The sequence below is a fragment of the Micromonospora sp. NPDC048842 genome, from assembly GCF_040649935.1.
GTDB lineage: Bacteria > Actinomycetota > Actinomycetes > Mycobacteriales > Micromonosporaceae > Micromonospora > Micromonospora hortensis.
In genome coordinates this window covers 395495-412854 of record NZ_JBEZGK010000003.1, presented here as the reverse complement: position 1 = coordinate 412854, position 17360 = coordinate 395495, and the positions used below count along the sequence as shown (strand labels likewise).

Annotated in this window: 18 protein-coding genes; 7 read left to right on the top strand and 11 right to left on the bottom strand. The window is 71.2% G+C overall.

Annotated elements, in window-relative coordinates; genetic code table 11:
* Nucleotides 1-4: 4 nt before the first annotated feature.
* Entirely contained in the window at nt 5-481 is a 477-nt protein-coding gene (locus tag AB0C19_RS06700; RefSeq protein WP_357180504.1) for a hypothetical protein, read from the bottom strand.
* Nucleotides 482-584: 103 nt separating this feature from the next.
* Here AB0C19_RS06700 and AB0C19_RS06695 point away from each other — a divergent pair, with 103 nt between their 5' ends.
* Nucleotides 585-1451: a copper resistance protein CopC gene (locus AB0C19_RS06695; RefSeq protein ID WP_357180501.1), complete on the top strand. Its 867-nt coding sequence runs from the start codon at nt 585-587 to the stop codon at nt 1449-1451.
* 248 nt (nt 1452-1699) lie between these two features.
* Nucleotides 1700-4105 (top strand): ricin-type beta-trefoil lectin domain protein, encoded by a 2406-nt coding sequence (locus tag AB0C19_RS06690; RefSeq protein ID WP_357180498.1) that lies wholly within the window; start codon nt 1700-1702, stop codon nt 4103-4105.
* Between the two features lie 75 nt (nt 4106-4180).
* Here the strand turns inward: AB0C19_RS06690 and AB0C19_RS06685 are convergent, their stop codons facing one another.
* Nucleotides 4181-5140, bottom strand: a complete 960-nt coding sequence (locus AB0C19_RS06685) for a hypothetical protein (RefSeq protein ID WP_357180718.1) — start codon at nt 5138-5140, stop codon at nt 4181-4183.
* A gap of 171 nt (nt 5141-5311) precedes the next feature.
* Complete coding sequence (locus tag AB0C19_RS06680; protein WP_357180496.1) at nt 5312-5698, bottom strand: DUF2267 domain-containing protein; 387 nt, start codon at nt 5696-5698, stop codon at nt 5312-5314.
* Nucleotides 5699-5879: 181 nt separating this feature from the next.
* Here AB0C19_RS06680 and AB0C19_RS06675 point away from each other — a divergent pair, with 181 nt between their 5' ends.
* The 4 genes from AB0C19_RS06675 to AB0C19_RS06660 all read left to right on the top strand — a co-directional run bounded on the left by AB0C19_RS06675 (nt 5880) and on the right by AB0C19_RS06660 (nt 8259).
* The gene (locus AB0C19_RS06675; RefSeq protein ID WP_357180493.1) at nt 5880-6212 is read left to right on the top strand and encodes a nuclear transport factor 2 family protein; all 333 of its coding nucleotides are present in this window, start codon (nt 5880-5882) and stop codon (nt 6210-6212) included.
* A 34-nt stretch (nt 6213-6246) separates the two neighbouring features.
* Nucleotides 6247-7083 carry an oxidoreductase gene (locus AB0C19_RS06670; protein ID WP_357180489.1) on the top strand — a complete coding sequence of 279 codons (837 nt, stop codon included), beginning with the start codon at nt 6247-6249 and terminating at the stop codon, nt 7081-7083.
* Nucleotides 7084-7356: 273 nt separating this feature from the next.
* Nucleotides 7357-7776 (top strand): ATP-binding protein, encoded by a 420-nt coding sequence (locus AB0C19_RS06665; protein ID WP_357180486.1) that lies wholly within the window; start codon nt 7357-7359, stop codon nt 7774-7776.
* 105 nt (nt 7777-7881) lie between these two features.
* A complete protein-coding gene (locus AB0C19_RS06660) occupies nt 7882-8259 on the top strand; it encodes a nuclear transport factor 2 family protein (protein ID WP_112672939.1) in 378 nt (125 codons plus the stop codon).
* 1 nt (nt 8260) lies between these two features.
* On the opposite strand, the gene AB0C19_RS06655 is transcribed toward AB0C19_RS06660, so the two are convergent.
* The 4 genes from AB0C19_RS06655 to AB0C19_RS06640 form a co-directional block, all read right to left on the bottom strand.
* Nucleotides 8261-8788, bottom strand: coding sequence for a hypothetical protein (locus AB0C19_RS06655; RefSeq protein ID WP_357180482.1), 528 nt, complete (start codon nt 8786-8788; stop codon nt 8261-8263).
* A 158-nt stretch (nt 8789-8946) separates the two neighbouring features.
* Nucleotides 8947-9417: a molybdenum cofactor biosysynthesis protein gene (locus AB0C19_RS06650; protein WP_357180479.1), complete on the bottom strand. Its 471-nt coding sequence runs from the start codon at nt 9415-9417 to the stop codon at nt 8947-8949.
* Between the two features lie 101 nt (nt 9418-9518).
* A complete protein-coding gene (locus tag AB0C19_RS06645; protein WP_357180476.1) occupies nt 9519-11621 on the bottom strand; it encodes a PQQ-dependent sugar dehydrogenase in 2103 nt (700 codons plus the stop codon).
* 37 nt (nt 11622-11658) lie between these two features.
* Nucleotides 11659-12606, bottom strand: a complete 948-nt coding sequence (locus AB0C19_RS06640) for a LamG-like jellyroll fold domain-containing protein (RefSeq protein WP_357180473.1) — start codon at nt 12604-12606, stop codon at nt 11659-11661.
* A gap of 133 nt (nt 12607-12739) precedes the next feature.
* Here AB0C19_RS06640 and AB0C19_RS06635 point away from each other — a divergent pair, with 133 nt between their 5' ends.
* Nucleotides 12740-13774 (top strand): LacI family DNA-binding transcriptional regulator, encoded by a 1035-nt coding sequence (locus tag AB0C19_RS06635; RefSeq protein ID WP_357180470.1) that lies wholly within the window; start codon nt 12740-12742, stop codon nt 13772-13774.
* 16 nt (nt 13775-13790) lie between these two features.
* On the opposite strand, the gene urtE is transcribed toward AB0C19_RS06635, so the two are convergent.
* The 4 genes from urtE to urtB are packed head-to-tail and all read right to left on the bottom strand — an operon-like array spanning nt 13791 to nt 17327.
* Nucleotides 13791-14483 carry an urea ABC transporter ATP-binding subunit UrtE gene (gene urtE / locus AB0C19_RS06630; RefSeq protein ID WP_357180466.1) on the bottom strand — a complete coding sequence of 231 codons (693 nt, stop codon included), beginning with the start codon at nt 14481-14483 and terminating at the stop codon, nt 13791-13793.
* Nucleotides 14483-15259 (bottom strand): urea ABC transporter ATP-binding protein UrtD, encoded by a 777-nt coding sequence (urtD, locus tag AB0C19_RS06625; protein ID WP_357180463.1) that lies wholly within the window; start codon nt 15257-15259, stop codon nt 14483-14485. The genes urtE and urtD overlap by 1 nt, the downstream gene beginning before the upstream one ends.
* Nucleotides 15256-16443 (bottom strand): urea ABC transporter permease subunit UrtC, encoded by a 1188-nt coding sequence (gene urtC, locus AB0C19_RS06620; RefSeq protein ID WP_357180460.1) that lies wholly within the window; start codon nt 16441-16443, stop codon nt 15256-15258. Before urtC ends, urtD begins: the two co-directional genes overlap by 4 nt.
* Nucleotides 16440-17327, bottom strand: coding sequence for an urea ABC transporter permease subunit UrtB (gene urtB / locus AB0C19_RS06615; protein ID WP_112605839.1), 888 nt, complete (start codon nt 17325-17327; stop codon nt 16440-16442). Before urtB ends, urtC begins: the two co-directional genes overlap by 4 nt.
* Nucleotides 17328-17360: the final 33 nt, after the last annotated feature.

Below are 17360 nucleotides of genomic sequence, written 5' to 3'. Positions count from 1 at the left end.
TCGTTCAGCGGACGACGAGCTGGAAGAGCACCAGCTCGGATTCGTGCGTCTCCACCTCGAACAGCCCGGTCTTGTCGGCGCGGAACTCCACCGAGCCGGGCGTGCCGGCCGGCAGCCGGGCACCCAGGTCGTAGCCGTGCACGTGCAACTCGTCGGCCACGTCGGAGGTGACGGTGATCCGGACCAGCTGGCCCTTACTGACGGTGACCCGCCCGGTTGGCGGATCGACCCGCTTCTTCGCGATCGTCACGGTGATCTGTTGGTCCACCGCGGCGGTGCTGGCGGAGGCGCTGGGCGTGCTGGTGGCCGTCGGGGTCGGCGCGGTGGGGGTGGCGCTCGACGGGCCGACGGACGTGGGCGCCGACGAGGGGGTCGCCACCGAGGGGTCGTCGTCCTGCCCGCAACCGGCGAGGAGCAGGGCGCCGAGGGTCGCGGCGGCGAGGGTGGCGGCGGTCCGGGCGGCGGGGGTACTGACGAACACGGGCGGACTCCGAACGACGCGAGGGGGACGGGTGTCGGGTTGATCGTCGGGGAGGAGAACTCTACGTCTTGTTCGGTGCGGGGGAAATGACCATGATGAACGAATGCGATCGAAGCTGGTCACTGTGCGTGAGGTTCTGAGCCGTGTCGTGGCGGCGCTGGCGGCGACACTGGTGGTGTCGCTGCTGCTGCCGGTCGCCCCGGCGTCCGCGCACGGCCAACTGGCGACCTCCACCCCGCTGAAGGGCACCGTCGTACGCGAGCCACTGACTCAGTTGGCGTTGTACTTCACCGAGAAGCCGGCGTCCAACGCGCACTTCGCCATCAGCGGTCCGGACGGGTCGCGGGTGGACAACGGGTGGTCCTACGGTGAGCCGAAGCGACTGGACAAGCCGGTCACCGAGTACTTCATGGTCAACGGCGTGTTCGAGCCACGGCTCTACCACACCGGCTTCCCGGCCATGGTGACCGTCGCGCACTGGCCGGCGAAGGGCCGCTACACCGCCAGCTACCTCTCGGTCGCCTCTGACGGTGAGGCGGTGCGGGGCGAGGTGACCTTCGACTACCAGGGCCCGGGCACGCCGGCTCCGGCTGGCTGGTCGGCGCCGACGGCGGGGCCGGATCCGGCGCTGCTCGCCCAGGCCGAGGGCGAGGGCTCGGCCAGCCCGGGGGCGACCGGCGCCCCGGCGGACGCCACCGGCGACCCGGCGAGCGACCCGGCTGGCGCCACCGAGGAACAGAGTGACGGCGGATTCCCGGCCTGGTTGGTCCCGGCCCTGATCGTCGTCGTGGTCTCGGCGATCGTGCTGGTGGCGGCCCGCCGTCGGCCCGCAGCGCGCGGAGCATCTACTGGGGACCGTCGGCCCGCCGGCGGCGCGGGCCGAGGCGGAGCCGCAACCCGCAAGTCCGCCAACCCGACTCGGAAGACCGGCAATCGGAGCGGTGGCCCGCCGCGGCGCGGACGGCGGTAGACGGTCGCCATAGTCGGGCATTCTTCGCGTATTATCGCGAACTTTCGCACGGACATTGGGAACTTTTGATGTATCGAGGCGAAGCCATGGACACTCCAATCGAAACGCCTTAATGTTCCGAGCCATCCACCCGGTGTTTCCGCAATGTCACTCGTCGGCGTCGAGGACGTTACGGAGCCGGGCCGACGGTCATCCTCACCACTGATCCACGCCGGCCGTCGGACACTCCACTGCCTCCTGGAGGAACGATGGGCACACGCCTGCTACGCCGACTCCACCATCCCGTCCTGGGTGCGCTGACACTCGTCCTCGCCGCCGGTCTCTGGGCCGTCCCCGCCAACGCCGCCCCCGCGCAGGAACCGGGCGTCACGCTGCGCGTCTTCGACGTGCAGGTGCCGCTGTCCGAGTTGTGCACCCTCAAGCCCGCCCAGACCCCCAACGTGGACAAGCTGATGTCCACCATCAACTGGACCTCGGCGGCCGACTTCGGCTTCGAGGACAACTTCGTCTCGCAGGTGCTCGGCAACATCACCACCACCCAGGCCGGCAGCTACACCTTCCGGCTCAGCAGCGACGACGGCTCCAAGCTGTCGATCGACACCGCCGTGGTGATCAACCACGACGGGCTGCACGGCGCGACGCCGCCAAAGGAGGGCACAGTCACCCTCACCGCCGGCCTGCACCCGCTACGCATCGACCACTTCGAGCGTGGGGGCGGGCAGCAGATCACCCTGGAGTGGAAGACCCCCGGTTCGTCGACCTTCGTGGTCGTACCGAACTCGGCGCTGAGCACCGACGCCGGCGTGGTCCGGGTGACAGCACCCGGACGCAAGGAGTGCGAGGGTGTCTCCGACACCCCCGGCGACGGCCTGCCGCTGACCGGCGTGCACCCCGGCTACACAGTGACCAACCTGCGGCCCAGCGGCTTCCAGCCGAAGGTCACCGGCATGGACTGGCTGGCCGACGGCCGGCTGGTCATCAGCACCTGGGGCGGCAGCGACCAGTCCGGCAGCTCGCAGGACGGCGAGGTCTGGATCCTCGGCAACACCGGTGGGTCGACGACCCCGGGCAACGTGACCACCAAGAAGATCGCCGGCGGCCTCAAGGAACCGATGGGGCTCAAGGTCGTCGACGGGGTGGTCTACGTGACCGAGAAGCAGCGGCTGACCCGTCTGGTGAACACCGGCGGTGACGAGGTGGCCGAGCGTCTGGAGACCGTCGCCACCTGGCCGTACGGCGGCAACTTCCACGAGTTCGCGTTCGGCCTGCTCTACCAGGACGGGTTCTTCTACCTGAACCTGTCGGTGTCGATCAACTCCGGCGGCGCCACCACCAACCCGCAACCCGCCACCAACCGCGGCACCACCCTCAAGGTCAACAAGGACACCGGCGCGGTCAGCTACGTCGCCGGCGGCCTGCGGACGCCGCACGGCATCGGCTGGGGCCCGGAGGGCGGCATCTTCGTCACCGACAACCAGGGTGGCTGGCTACCCTCGTCGAAGCTGGTGCACGTCAAGCAGGGCCGATTCTTCAACCACTTCACGAACCCGGCGGGTCCGTTCGACACCGCACCGGTCACGCAGCCGGTGCTCTGGATGCCGCAGAACGAGATCGCCAACTCGCCCAGCACGCCGCTCTACCTGACCAGCGGTCGCTACGCCGGCCAGTTCGTCATCGGTGACGTCACCTACGGCGGCCTGCAACGGGCGAACGTGGAGAAGGTCAACGGCGAGTACCAGGGCGCGCTGTTCCGACTCACCCAGGGCCTGGAGGCGGGCGTCTCCGAGGTCAACGTCGGCCCGGACGGCGCGATCTACGTCGGTGGGCTCGGCGCGGGCGGCAACTGGGGCCAGACCGGCAAGCTGTCGTACGGCCTGCAGAAGCTCACCCCTAACACCGCCACCACGTTCGAGATGCTCGCGATGCGCGCCACCACGACCGGCTTCGAGGTGGAGTACACCCAGCCGGTGTCGACGGCGACCGCCGCCGAGCTGGCCGCGCGTTACAAGCTCAAGCAGTGGAGGTACGTGGCGACGTCGAGCTACGGCGGTCCGAAGATCGACGAGGAGACGCTGACCGTCACGTCGGCCACCCTGTCGGCGGACGGCAAGAAGGTCACCCTCACGGTGCCCGGTCGCAAGGCCGGCCGTGTGGTGCACCTGCGCTCGCCGCGCCCGTTCACCTCCACCAGCGGCGAGTCTCTGTGGAGCACCGAGGCGTGGTACACGCTCAACTCGATCCCGGGCAGTCCCCCGCCACCGACCGGCGGCACCATCACCGGCGTCGGCGGCAAGTGCCTGGACGTCGACAACTCGGGCACCGCCGACGGCACAAAGATCCAGCTGTGGACCTGCAACGGCACCGCCGCGCAGTCGTGGACGAAGGTCGGCGACACGTACCGGGTGCTGGGCAAGTGCCTGGACATCGACAACGCCGGCACCGCCAACGGCACGAAGGTCCAGCTCTGGACCTGCAACGGCACCGGCGCGCAGGTCTGGCAGCCGCAGGCGGACGGGTCGATCCGCAACCCGCAGTCCGGCAAGATCATGGAGGCCGCCGGCGGTAGCAGCGCCGACCGCACCCAGATCCAGCTCGGCACGTACGCGGGCGGCGCACACCAGAAGTGGGTGGTCAGCAGCGGGGTAATCGGCTGACCTCGGGCGAAGGGGTGCGGCCTGACCGGCGGGTCAGGCCGCACCCCGCCAAGTCCGTGGTGCGAGGAACGCCGCTCAGCGGAACAGCACCGGCCGGTTCCCCCGGGCGCCGACGAGCTGGCCCCGAATGTTGATGTCCACGATCGAGTCGGTCTCCCACACGCCCCGGGTGGTCAGGTCGGTCATCACTCCGTTGCGCCAGAGGAACGGGCGCCACGCGGCGGTGGTGGTGCTCTGGCCCACCACGTCGCCCCGGTCGTTTATCGCGGTGGCTCGGCTCCAGTCGCCACCGAGCGTGCCGAGGTCGGTCAGTGTCCCGTTCTGCCAGCGGAAAGCCCGCCCGTTCGCCGCACCCACCACCTGGCCCCGGTTGTTGACCCCGATGGCCTCGCTGCCGATCTGGGTGAAGACGCCGTTGCGCAGGAGACCGCCGACGCAGGTGCACGGGTAGTCCTGCGGCGGCACGTTGAACCCGCCCACCACGTCGCCCGCGTTGTTGAAGTCGGCGGTGAACTCGTAGAAGTACTCCAGGCCCAGGTCGGTGAAGACACCGTCGCGCCACAGGAAGCGGTGCGGCATCTCGCCGGCCGGTTCGCTGGTGCCGAGCACCTGCCGCCGGTCGTTGACGCCGATCGCCACACTGTTCTCCCCGCCCAGGGTGCCCAGGTCGTGGAGCTGACCGTCGCGCCAGAGCACCGCGCGGGTCAGGTAGTCCGAGCCGAAGGAGGTGATCGCCACGTCACCGAACTCGTTGACGTCCACGGCGCTGGAATCCGTGTCGCCCGGCAGCACGCCCAGGTCGGTGATGACACCGTGGCGCCAGAGCACGGCGTGCCGGGCTCCGCTGGCGACGGTGCTCCAGCCGACGATGTCGCCGCGGTCGTTCATCGCCGTCGCAGCGCCGTCACCCCCGCTCAGGGTGCCGAGGTCGACGACCCGATAGCTGTGCGGGGACGCGGTGGCGGGAGCGGGAGCGAGGGTGATCAGCGCGACGACTGTCGTCGCCGCGGTCAGCAGGGGACGTGGGGACACCATGGACGCCAAGGGGGACGCTCCTCGGATCGGAGCGGCGACGACCCGGCGGACGGGCGCGGGGCCACCACCACTGTGCGTTCGATCGGTAACGCACAGTAGATCCGGTGCCGTGGCGGCACGCCACTGACCGAACGGTCACCGACGCCCGAGGCGCGCGGCGGTGGGCGTTGGTCAGGGGCCGTGCGGCAGCGGTTGCGCCAGTGCCCGCAGGTCCGCCGGGAGTTGGGCCAGGGCGTCCTCGAACTCCCGGTGCCCGACCACCCGGTGCATCGTCTGGAGCACCGCGCGGGTGCCCCGCTCGGCGGCCGCGCCGTCGATCCCGGCGCGATCGGCCACCCGGCGCAGGAACTCGTCGTAGCCGAACGATTCCGGCGGCTCGGCGGCCTTGACCAGCAGCGGGCTCAGCTCGTCGGCCAGGTGGGGGGCCAACGCGCCCGCCTCCCCACCACTGAGCCTCTCGGTGAGGGTCCGCAGGACCGCCTCGGTGAGCGAGCGCGCCTGCTCCGGCGGGAGACCCGCCCGTGCCGCAACCTTGTCGACGAACGCCAGCTCGGCCATGCCCCCGCCCTTCGCTGTCGGAAACGCGTGGCTACCCGGGCCCACCGGCAGCAAACCAGGCAGCCGCAGCCTGGATGGTTCTGCTGGTTGCTCCGCGCGGTGCCGTCGGCTTCTCGTACGGTGAGGTCGGACCGGGAACCCGACGGCTGCCCGACGGCGGCCCGTGCCGCAGGAGGAGCAGATGGCCCTCGACCTGCCCGACGTGATCGACAGGTACTTCCGGGCCGTCAACGACCGGGACCTGGACGCCTTCGTCGCCTGCTTCGCGGACACCGCGAGCGTCGCCGACGAGGACCGCCTGTACGACGGGCGGGCCTCGATCCGCGCCTGGCGACAGAAGACGATGGAGGCCTACTCGTACACCGCGGAGCCGGTCCGGGTCACGTCGCAGGCGGGCGACTCGTACCTGGCTATCACCCGGGTGTCCGGTGACTTCCCCGGCAGCCCGATCGAGCTGCGGTACCGGTTCACGCTGCGCGACGGGCTGATCGGCGCTCTGGACATCCGACCCTGACGACGAGTAGGTCCACCGACACGAGGGGAATGCCGTGCCGCGAGTCTGGCTCATCACCGGCTGTTCGCGTGGTCTCGGCCGCGCCCTCGCCGAGGCGGTTCTGGCCGACGGCGACCACCTGGTGGCCACCGCCCGCAACCCGGCACAGCTCGACGACCTGGTCGACCGCCACGGTGACCAGGTCCGCACGGTGGCCCTCGACGTCAACGACCCCGCCGCCGCCCGCGCCGCCGTCCGCACCGCTGTGGACACGTTCGGGGCGCTGGACATCCTGGTCAACAACGCCGGGTACGCGGACGTCGCCGCGATCGAGGACATGTCGGAGGACGACTTCCGGGCGCAGGTTGAGGCGAACTTCTTCGGCGTGGTCAATCTGTCCCGGGCCGCCCTGCCGGTGATGCGCGACCAGGGGCGCGGGCACATCCTACAGATCTCCAGTGTCGGCAGCCGGGTCGCGAGCACGGGTCTGGGCGCGTACCAGTCCGCCAAGTGGGCGGTCAGCGGCTTCTCCGCGGTGCTCGCCAAAGAGGTCGAGGCGTTCGGGATCCGGGTCACCTCTGTCGAGCCGGGTGGGCTGCGCACCGACTGGGCCGGCTCGTCGATGAGCGCCCTGCCGATCAGCGAACCGTACCGGCCGGTCATCGACCCGGCCGTGCAACGGCTGCGCCAGGCCAGCGGCGCCCAGCCGGGCGACCCGGCCCGCGCCGCCCAGGCGATCATCCGGATTACCCGGGTCGACGACCCGCCGCTCCGGTTGCTGCTCGGCGCCGACGCGGTGGCCGCCGCCCACGCGGCCGCCGAGGCCCTCGCCGCCTCGGACGCGCGGTGGCGGGAGTTGAGCGAATCGATCGCCTTCGACGCGACACCCTGACCCGGCTCCCCTGCCGGACCGGCCAGGCTGCCCGGCCCGCCAGGCTCATCTCATTGCTCTTGGGGCCGCGACGCTGGTCGGGCCGGTCCGCAAGTGATCAACCGCCGAACGGACGAGACAGTCAAGCGGGCAGTGGGTGACATGATGTGGCGACAACAGCTGTCGCTACGAGAAGGGTTCCTGCTGCCCGATGGCGCACTTCGAGGCTCGCACGCCCACGGCACCCGCACGGGACGCGGTGCCGCTGGCCGGGCAGCCGCATCGGGCGGGCTGATGCCGGGCGAGCGACGGGAGACCGTGGCCGAGCAGAGTGTCCCCACCCACGCAGCGGACACCATGGCGTATCAGGTCGCGACCGACATCCGAGCGCTGCGCGCGTTCGTCAGCGCCGGGGCGCTGGCCCGTGGCCTGTCGACCGAGCGGGCGGAGCTGTTGACGTTGGCGGTCAGCGAGCTGGCCACCAACACGTTGCAGCACACCGCAGGCGGCGGCTGGGTCCGGCTCTGGGCCGAGCCGGGTCAGGTGTTCTGCGACGTGGTCGACCAGGGGCCGACGCGGGCCTTCGGCCGGAGCATGCCGGCCGCAGACTCGGTACGGGGTCGCGGGCTGGCGATCGTGGAGCAGATCTGTGACGAGGTCGCGGTGCTCACCGGTCCCGGGGAGACCGTCGTACGGATTCGCCTGAGTCTGTGAATGTCAGCGGCGATCCCTCCCCACCCGGGTCGGGTTGGCTGCCACAATGCGGACAGCCCGGGCCGACTGTGGCACCGGGTCGGACCCGAACGGGAGGACGGCACGATGCCGGACAGCGCACGCGAGGCTGAGCTGCTCGACGCCGAGCGCACCCTGCAGGCAGCCCAACGGGCCGGCGACGTCGCCGCCCTCGATCAGCTGCTGGTCGACCAGTTGATCGCCATCGGCCCGGACGGGCGTACCCACAGCAAGCAGGATGACCTGGCCGCCCACCGGGACCGCCGCACGGTCGTCGAGGAGTTGGTGGAGGAGGAGTTGGACCTGCTCGTCGTCGGCAAGACGGGGGTCACGTTCTTCCTGGGCCGGGTGTCCGGCTTTTCCGAGGGGGCGCCGTTCGCGGCGCGGCTGCGCTACACCAGGACGTGGGTCCACGACGACCCGCACGGCTGGCGGGTCCTGGCCGCACACATCAGCCCGGTCTGACTCAGCTGCCGTCCTCGTCGTCCTCGTCGAGCAGGCCCTGCTCGTCGAGGAACGCGAACCACCGGTCGTCGGCGGGGGTCAGGTCGGCGTAGCCCGGCCCGAGCAGGTAGTAGTCCACGAAGGATTCCACGTCGGGGGCAAGCTCCTCGAACGCGTCGGACATGAACCACTCGGTGCCGGTGGGTGGGAAGTACCAGATCGCTCCCGTGCCACGATCCATGAAGATCGGCTCGTCGCTGCGGACGCCGACCACCAGCCAGCCTGCCCGGTCCTGTGGAATGGACGAGAAGTCCGGAGCGTAGTCCAGGTGGTACTGCATCCCCGCGAGGGTCGACGAGGACGCCAGCTCGACCCGGCCCGCCCGCAGCCCGTCGGCCACCAGCAGGAGGTCCCGCAGGTCGGCCGGGAGCCCCACCGGCACGGCGTCGATGGCCGCCCCCTCGCCGAAGTCAGCGTAGGCCAGGCTGTCCGGCACGTCGGCCAGCTCAGCCCGCAACTCCTCGATGAGCTGCCGCAGCTCGAGGTTCAACGCACCACCTCTGTTTCGGATGAGGTCCCGTCCGGCATTGCCCCCGGCTGCCCGGAGACCTGCGAGCCGATGCGCGGTTTGGTTCTACCACGCACCGGCTCGCCAGAGCGTCACCTCGCCGAATCGACCAGCCGGGCCGTCACCGTCGAGCCCTTTCCTCAGCTCACGACGGCGTCGATCGCGCCGATGCGCAGGGTGCCGTCGTTGAGCGGTGTGCAGCGGATGCCGCCGGTGGTGCGCAGCGCCTTCCACGTCCCCGGGCCGACTGTGACGTCCATCCAGGCGCACGGTCGGGCCGCCCGGTTGACCCGCAGGCTGACCGGGCCGTCGCCGGAGTCCAGCACCAGCACTCTGCCGATCAGCTCGTCCACGGCGATCCCGGTGGTGAGGATGTTGCGCCGTACCTCGGCCAGACCGATGCCGACCGGCAGCGACTCCTGGGCGATGACTGTGACGCTGGCGTCGCGGTGCGCCGGCTGGCCGAAGTATCGGTCGCCGACGATGCCGAGGCCGGCCCGGATCCGGACGGCGTCGACCAGCTCCCCGGGCGGGGCCGGTGCCGGGCCGTCGGCGGGCCGACCCAGGAAGCGGTGCACGGGCGAGGCCAGCAACTCGACGATCTCCGGCATGGCAGGAATTCTACGAACCGGACCGGCACCGCCGGGGCAGGTCGACGGATGAGCCGGTGGGGACGGCGGCGCGAGCGTCGCCGTCCCCACCGTGACCCGGTTCAGGCAGGTGTGCCGGTGACGGTCAGGTTGCGCAGTCGGCCCACGTTGTCGAACGAGCCGAAGCCGACCCGGCCGGAGCCGAACGTGGTGTCCTTCGCGGTCAGCAGCGGGTCCCGCTGCCCGTCGACGTAGACGGCGATCTCACCGGTGGTCGGCAGGTGCACCACCCGGACGTGGTGCCACCTGGCATCGGTGATCGCCGGGTTGGCGCCCCGGGACCGGCCGTTCCACTGGTGGTCGATGCGCTCCCGGTCGGCGTTGTTCACCTTGAAGATGCCGTTGTGCGGATAGATCGTGTTGTCGGTGGAGAGGTGGGCGTAGTAGTACTCGGTGTCCGAACGCCAGCCGAAGACGATGATCACATCCCGGTTGGTGATCTCCACCGGCGTGTCGAGCCTTACCTGGGCGTCGACCCGCACCGACGACCACGCCGGACCGTTGGTCAGCACGGCGTACTCGAAGGGCCGGCGCGGGCCCGGCCGGCTCTCCCCGGCCTCGGCCAGGATGACCTGGTCGTGTGTGAACTGCCACTTCGCGGGCGTGACCGGCGCCCAGTTCGCGGCCCCGGCGGTGCGGCGGAGTGTGACGTCCCCGACGTCACCGCTGGCGAACTCCCGGGTACCGGTCACCTTCCAGACCTTTCCGTTGGCCTTCGCGACGACGTAGAGCTCACCGGCGGCGTCGGTGCCGAAGCGCAGGTCCACCCGGTTGGGGTCACCAGGCGCGCCCGGTGCGGACAGGTCGCGCATCCGGACCGGGGTGCCCGCCGTGTCGAAGAGCGCGAGCTGGTGGATCGTGGCCAGCCCTCGGCCCCGGCGCATCTCGTTGGCCTCGGTGTAGAGCACCCGGCCGTCGACAAGGTCGCCGAAGACGTACGTGCCGCGCAGCGCGGGCAGCGTCCGCCCCCGGTAGACGAAGCCGCCGGCCACCGCGACACCGACGTCGTCGGTGCAGTTCCAGCCAGCCGCGGGGTCGTGGTCGTACGCGGCGACCGGATAGGTGTAGCCGTACCTGTCGTCGTCGGCGGGCAGCGGGAGCAGCCGGTCGCAGGGGTTCGTGGCCGCCTTGTCGAAGACGAACGAACCCTCGCGCTCGCTCCAGCCGAAGTTGTCCCCGGCACGGACCTCGTAGATCGCCTCGACCGCGTGTTCACCGATGTGCCCGAGGTACATCCGGCCGGTCGCCCGGTCCCAGCTGAACCGGTGCGGGTCCCGGAAACCCACTGCGTAGAGCTCGCCGAGCGCGCCGGCCCGGCCGACGAACGGGTTCCCGGCCGGGATGCCGTAGCGCCCGTTCGCGGAGTTGGTGCCCCGCGGGTCGATCCGCAGCAGCTTGCCGTGCGGCAGGGCCAGGTTCTGCGGATCGGTGTTGCGGGCGCCCTGGCCACCGTCGCCGACGGCGAGGTACAGCAGGCCGTAGTCGCGGTCGTGGCGCTTGGCGGTGGGATTGAAGTTGATCTCCTGGATGCCGTGCACCTGGCCGCCGAAGCCGATGCGCAGCACCTCCCGGTGGGTGCCGGCGAAGGTGGCGGCGGCCGGATCGGTCGCCGTCCATTCGGTGATGACACCGTGGAAGAGCGTGTTGGGCTGGGCGTAGTCGGGGGCGACGGTCGTCGTCGACGCCAACTCGGTGTGGATGGTGTAGAACCGGCCGTTCACCCCGAACTCCGGGTGGAACGCGACGTACCCGAAGCCCTGGCCGAGCCCACGACCGGAGAAGAACCGCGGCGCGAACGTCGCGGCCACGTCCAGGTAGACGTGCGGCACGCCGCCCTCGACCAGGTAGAGGCTGCCGTTGAGGTCGGGCACCGCCCGCCGGCCGGAGCCGTCGGGCACCTCCATGATGGTGTTGATCCGCGCGGTACGCATGAGCCGCGCGTCGGTCGGCGCCGGCGTGGGGTACGACTGCGGGAAGCTGGCGTACTCGCTGAGGACCAGCCCCAGTCGGGACTGGACCGGCATCTCGGGGATCGGGTCGTCGACCGCGTCGGCGGCCCGCGCGGGCGTGGCGACCAGTGTGGACAGGATCAGCACGAGGGCGGTGAGGCCGGCCCTCACTGTGGGCCGGCGGACGGCGCCGGCGCGGCGGTGCAGGGTGCGCACGCGTGTCTCCTTCTCGGTGGGACGGTGCCGAGGGTGGTCAGCGGGCAAGGTGGCGGTACTGCCTCCGCACGTCGTTCGCGGAGACCACACTGTCGAGGAACATCAGGCCGTCCATCCGGCAGTCGCACGGGTTGCGTTCCAGGGTGTCCTGGGGGAAGCTGCCGCCGATCTTGATGCCCCGGGGGTCGGACGCGGTGGTCACGTGCGGGCCCGGCCCGGACACCAGCCACGGGTCGTCGGCGCGGGTGTAGAAGCCGTCCACCGGTTCGCCGTTGCGGTAGAGGGCGAGCGCGCCGGTGGCGAAGTCGAAGGTGGCGGCCAGGTGCACCCACTCCCCCACCGGCAGCAGCTCGCGCCAGTCCCGGGTGGCGGCGAAGGTCTGTGAGTTGCCGCCGTCGAGCCGCCGGCCGAGCGCGACGAGACGCAACTGCCCGTCGACGTCGATCAGCTCCAGCAGTGCGCGGACGCCGTGGCCGTCGGAGTCGCCGGTCAGCACTCCGGCCAGCCCGATCGCGTTGTACCTGTCGTCCGGGTCGGCGGTGGTGGAGTTGGGTAGCGGGCTGTCCATGTTCAGCTTGAACCAACCCATGACCGTGGTGCCGGCGGTGGCGCTGAAGGCACGCAGCGTCCGCACCCCGCTGGCCGACCAGGTGCCGGCCTTCCAGTCGTCGTTGCCGGCGACGGCGGGCGCGACCTGCCGGGTCTGTACCGCGTTGCGGCTGCCCCGGTAGGCGCGGTCCGGCACCCGCATGGCGGCGCCGCCGTTGATCAGCTCGATCTCGGTGCCGGAACGCGCCTGGTCGCGTTCGAGGGCGCTGTCGCCGGGCACCGGGTGGTCGAAGTCGTACGCGGCGACCAGGTGCACGCGCAGCGCCGGGTGGACGTCGTGCGAGAGGCCGCGATCCGCCTGCGCCGGTGGCGCGCTGGCGCCGGTCAGTGCGCCGATCGCCAGGAGGGAGACGGCCGCTCGTCGGGCCCTGGACATGGCTGTCACCTCGTTTCGCGGCATGCCGGATGCCGGTCACGTAAGCGCTTACGAAAGCGCTTACGTACCCTAGGCTTCGATCGATGTCGCTCGCAACAGATCGGGTGACATGAATGTTTTCGGAGGGTTGCCGATGCCCAGGGCCAGCCAACGGCCGCGCCTCGTGGACGTCGCCGAACACGCCGCCGTCTCGCTGGCGACCGCCTCCCGAGCCCTCGCCGGCCGTGAGGGGGTCAGCACCGAGGTGGCCGACCGGATCCGGCAGATCGCCAGTGAGCTGGGCTACGTGGCCAACCCGTACGCCCGCACCCTGGCCAGCGGGGCCACCTCCACTGTGGGGTTGATCGTCCACCAGGTCGACGACCCGTACTTCTCCGAGATCGCCGCCGGGGTCATCCAGCTCGCCGCCGAGCAGGGGCTGCTGGTGCAGATCTGCCAGTCCGGCCGCGACCCCGGCTACGAGCTGCAACAACTGCGCCACCTGATCGCCCAGCGGGTCGGCATCGTGCTGATCAGCGGTTCCGGCTACGACGACCCACGGATGGAGAGCGCGGCCCGCGCCGAGCTGGCCGCGTTCCAGGACCACGGCGGACGGGCCGCCGCCATTGGACGGCACGCGCTCGGCGTCGACGCCGTCCTGCCGGACAACGAAGCCGGCGGCCACGCGCTCGCCCAGCACCTGATGGATCTCGGCCACCGGCGGATCGCTGTCGCCGCGGGCAGCGCCGGCCTCACCACGGTCGCCGACCGGCTGGCCGGAGTGTCGTCGGCCCTGCGGGAGCGCGGGCGGTCTCCCGCCGACCTCGCCGTCGTGCACAGCGACTTCACCCGCGGCGGTGGGCGCGCCGCCGCCGAGCAGATCCTCAACGAACATCCCGAGACGACGGCGATCATCGCCCTCAACGACGTGATGGCCATGGGCGTGCTGTCGACGCTGCGCTCCCGCCGCGTGCCGGTGCCCGCACGGATGTCGGTCGTCGGCTTCGACGACGTCTCCGTGGCGGCCGACCTCGCCCCCAGCCTCACCACCATCCGCCTGCCCATGACCGAGATGGGCCGCACGGCACTCACCCTCGCGCTCAAGCCGCGCACGACACGCCCCCGCCGCCGCCCCACCGGGCACCTGCTGGTCGTCCGCGACTCGACAGGGCCCGCACCGAGGACCTGACCGACGCCACCCCCGCTCACACCGCCAACGCCGCGCGGACCTCCCGTTCCGCCGTGACGCCCCCGTCGCCGTGCGAGGTGACCCGCCCGGACTCCAACACGTGGTAGCGGTCCGCCACCCGCAGCGCGAAGCCCAGGTGCTGCTCGACGAGCAGCACACTGAACCCGGACTGCCGGGTCAACTCGACGATCCGCTCCTGGATCTCCGCGACCACCGACGGCTGGATGCCCTCGGTCGGCTCGTCGAGCATCAGCAGCCGCGGCCGGGTGATCAGGGCGCGGGCGATGGCCAACTGCTGGCGCTGACCGCCGGAGAGCAGCCCGGCCCGACGCCGCAGCAGCGCGCGCAACGCCGGAAACAGGTCCAGCACCTCCGCCGTGGCCACCGCACCGTCGCGCCGGCCGTCGGCGACCAGCCGCAGATTCTCCGCGGCGGTCAGGTGCGGAAAGCACTGCTGACCCTGCGGGACGTACGCCATCCCCCGCGCCACCCGCTCGTGCGGCCCGGCGCGGGTGACGTCCTCGCCGTCCAGCTCGACGGTGCCGGCACTCGGGCGCAGCAACCCCGCCGCGACCCGCAGCAGGGTGCTCTTGCCGGCACCGTTGTGCCCGAGCACGGCGGCCACCCCGTCGGGCGGGACCGCCAGATCGACCCCGTGCAGCACCCGAGAGCGCCCGTACCCGGCGTGCACCCCGCGTAGCGTCAGCATCATGCCTCCAGGCCGGTGCGGGCCGACCCGGCGTCGACCGGGTGGCCAAGGTAGACCTCCTGCACGCGCGGATCCGCCTGGACCTGCGCGACGGTGCCCTCGCTGAGCACCCGGCCGGCGTGCAGCACTGTGACGCTGCGCGCGAACCGACGGAGGAAGTCCATGTCGTGCTCGATCACGACGACGGTGCGATCCCGGCTCACCAACTCCAGCAGCGCGCCGGTGGCGTCGCGTTCCTCATGGCTCATCCCGGCGACCGGCTCGTCCAGCAGCAGCAGCCGCGCGTCCTGCACCAGCAGCATGCCGATCTCCAGCCACTGCTTCTGGCCGTGCGCGAGCGTCCCGGCGAGGTCCGCGGCCCGCTCGGCCAGACCGATGGTCTCCAGCGCGGCGGCGATCTCGTCGGGCACACCCCGACGGCGGCGGGCCAGTGTCGTCCAGCTACGCCGGGCGCCCGCCGCGATGTCGAGGTTCTGCAACACCGACAGCTCCTCGAAGACCGTCGAGGTCTGGAAGGTCCGCCCGATACCGAGCCGACTGATCCGGTGCACCGGCCGGCCGAGCAGTTCCTCGTCCCCGAACCGGACCGAGCCGGTGGCCCGGACCAGACCGGTGATCGCGTCGACCAGAGTGGTCTTCCCGGCGCCGTTCGGCCCGATCAGGAACCGGATGTCGCCGGCTGGCACCTCCAACGAGACGCCGTCCACTGCGGTGAAACCGTCGAAGCTGACCCGCACGTCACTGACGGACAACCCGTCCAACCGCTCGCCGCTCATGCCGCCGGCACCTCCGTCCGCTCAACGCGTCGTCGGCCCAGCGACAACCGCCCGCGCCACAACGGCGGCGCGGCGGTGTCGCGGCGGCGGGCCAACGCCCACAGCGACGCCAGGCCGCCGGGAAGGAACGCCACAACGACCACGAAAAGCAACCCCTGCAGGTACGTCCAGGTGCCCGGGAAACGCTCGGAGAGCGCGGTACGCGCCCAGGCCACCGCCACCGCGCCGAGCACCGGACCGAGCAGTGTCGCCCGGCCGCCCACCGCGACGCCGATGACGAACTCGATCGACGGGACGATGCCGATCAGCGCGGGCGAGATGATGCCCACCGCCGGCACGAACAGCGCACCGGCCAGCCCGGCCATGCCCGCCGCCACCACGTACGCCACCAGCTTGACCGACGCCGGGTCGTAGCCGAGGAAGCGGACCCGTTCCTCACCGTCGCGAACCGCCACCAGCAACTCGCCGTAGCGGCTGTGGATGAGCTGGCGGGCCAGTGCGAGCAACGCCAGCAGCGTCCCGGCGATGATGAAGTACACCATCCGCTGGTTGACCGGGTCGTCCAGGTCGTAGCCGAAGAAGCCCTTGATGTCGGTGAGCCCGTTGGTGCCACCCGTGGTGCCCTGCTGGCCGATCAGCAGGATCACCATCGCGGCGGCGAGCGCCTGACTGAGGATGGCGAAGTACGCGCCGCGCACCCGGCGACGGAAGACCAGCGAGCCGAGCCCGAAGGCGACGATCATCGGCAGCAGCACCGTGGCGGGCAACGCGAACCAGGGGCTGGCGAACGGCCGCCACCACAGCGGCAGCTCGTCGAGTTGCCCGTACAGCTGCATGAAGTCGGGCATCCCACCCGGGCCCGCGTCGGCGAGCTTGAGGTGCATGGCCATCGCGTAGCCGCCGAGGCCGAAGAAGACACCCTGGCCGAGGGTGAGCATCCCGCCCCGGCCCCAGGCGATCCCGATGCCGACCGCGACCATGGCGACGCAGAGATACTTGGCGAGCAACGCCAGCCGGAAGTCCGACAACACCAGCGGGGCGACGGCGAACAGCAGCGCCGCGCCGAAGGCGAAGCCGGCCAGGGTCCGTAGTCGCGAGCGGCCGGCGGGGCGGCCCGGTGGTACGGCGCCGGCGGGCGCCGGGCGGACGGCGGTGTCGGGTGGCGCGGGGGTGACGGCTGTCATGCGAGGCTCCTGGTCCGCAGGGTGAACAGGCCCTGTGGCCGCCACTGGAGGAACGCGACGATCGCCACGAACACGATCACCTTGGCGACGCTGAGGGTGGTCAGGTACTCCCCGGTGGCCTGGAGCACGCCGAGGGCGAAGGCGACGATCACACTGCCCTTGAGTTGGCCGATCCCGCCGACCACGACGACCAGGAAGGCGTCGATGATCAGGTTGGTGCCCATGGTCGGGCCGATCGGGCCGAGCAGGGTGAGGGCCACCCCGGCGAGCCCGGCCAGGCCGGAGCCGAGGAAGAAGGTCGTCCGGTCGACCCGAGAGGTGGCGATGCCGGACACGGCGGCGAGGTCGCGGTTCTGCACCACAGCGCGGATACGACGCCCGAGCGGGGTGAGTCGCAGCGCCAGGGTGAGCGCCGCGACGGCGGCCAGCGCCAGGGCCAGGATGAACAGCCGGTTGTTGGCGATGGTCAGCCCGCCGGGCAGCGCCACGTTGCCGGTGAGCAGCTCGGGCGCGCGGGTCTGCACGTTCGGGCTGCCGAAGATGTCCCGGGCCAGTTGTTGCAAGATCAGTGACACGCCCCAGGTGACCAGCAGGGTGTCCAGCGGCCGGGCGTAGAGCCGGCGGATGAGCAGCACCTCCAGCAGGACACCCATGGTGCCGGCGACCACGAACGCCACCGGTAGCGCGACCGCCAGCGACAGGCCGGCGCCGGTGATGCTCTGTTGCAGAACGTAGGTGGTGTACGCGCCGGCCATGATGAACTCACCGTGCGCCATGTTGATCACGTTCATCTGGCCGAAGGTCAGCGCGAGGCCGAGCGCGATGAGCAGCAGCACCGCGCCGATGCTGATGCCGGTGAAGAGTTGACCGAAGAGGACTGTCACTGTGGGTACTCCGAACTGCTGGTCGGGTGGCCC

Bases quoted from the DNA above. Each gene is read 5' to 3' on its own strand.
- AB0C19_RS06695 (WP_357180501.1), top strand. From the start codon at position 585: ATGCGATCGAAGCTGGTCACTGTGCGTGAGGTTCTGAGCCGTGTCGTG.
- urtD (WP_357180463.1), bottom strand. From the start codon at position 15,259: ATGAGCGGCGAGCGGTTGGACGGGTTGTCCGTCAGTGACGTGCGGGTC.
- AB0C19_RS06685 (WP_357180718.1), bottom strand. From the start codon at position 5,140: ATGGTGTCCCCACGTCCCCTGCTGACCGCGGCGACGACAGTCGTCGCG.
- urtE (WP_357180466.1), bottom strand. From the start codon at position 14,483: ATGCTGACGCTACGCGGGGTGCACGCCGGGTACGGGCGCTCTCGGGTG.
- AB0C19_RS06665 (WP_357180486.1), top strand. From the start codon at position 7,357: ATGCCGGGCGAGCGACGGGAGACCGTGGCCGAGCAGAGTGTCCCCACC.
- AB0C19_RS06635 (WP_357180470.1), top strand. From the start codon at position 12,740: ATGCCCAGGGCCAGCCAACGGCCGCGCCTCGTGGACGTCGCCGAACAC.
- AB0C19_RS06680 (WP_357180496.1), bottom strand. From the start codon at position 5,698: ATGGCCGAGCTGGCGTTCGTCGACAAGGTTGCGGCACGGGCGGGTCTC.
- urtC (WP_357180460.1), bottom strand. From the start codon at position 16,443: ATGACAGCCGTCACCCCCGCGCCACCCGACACCGCCGTCCGCCCGGCG.
- AB0C19_RS06640 (WP_357180473.1), bottom strand. From the start codon at position 12,606: ATGTCCAGGGCCCGACGAGCGGCCGTCTCCCTCCTGGCGATCGGCGCA.
- AB0C19_RS06675 (WP_357180493.1), top strand. From the start codon at position 5,880: ATGGCCCTCGACCTGCCCGACGTGATCGACAGGTACTTCCGGGCCGTC.
- AB0C19_RS06690 (WP_357180498.1), top strand. From the start codon at position 1,700: ATGGGCACACGCCTGCTACGCCGACTCCACCATCCCGTCCTGGGTGCG.
- AB0C19_RS06660 (WP_112672939.1), top strand. From the start codon at position 7,882: ATGCCGGACAGCGCACGCGAGGCTGAGCTGCTCGACGCCGAGCGCACC.
- AB0C19_RS06650 (WP_357180479.1), bottom strand. From the start codon at position 9,417: ATGCCGGAGATCGTCGAGTTGCTGGCCTCGCCCGTGCACCGCTTCCTG.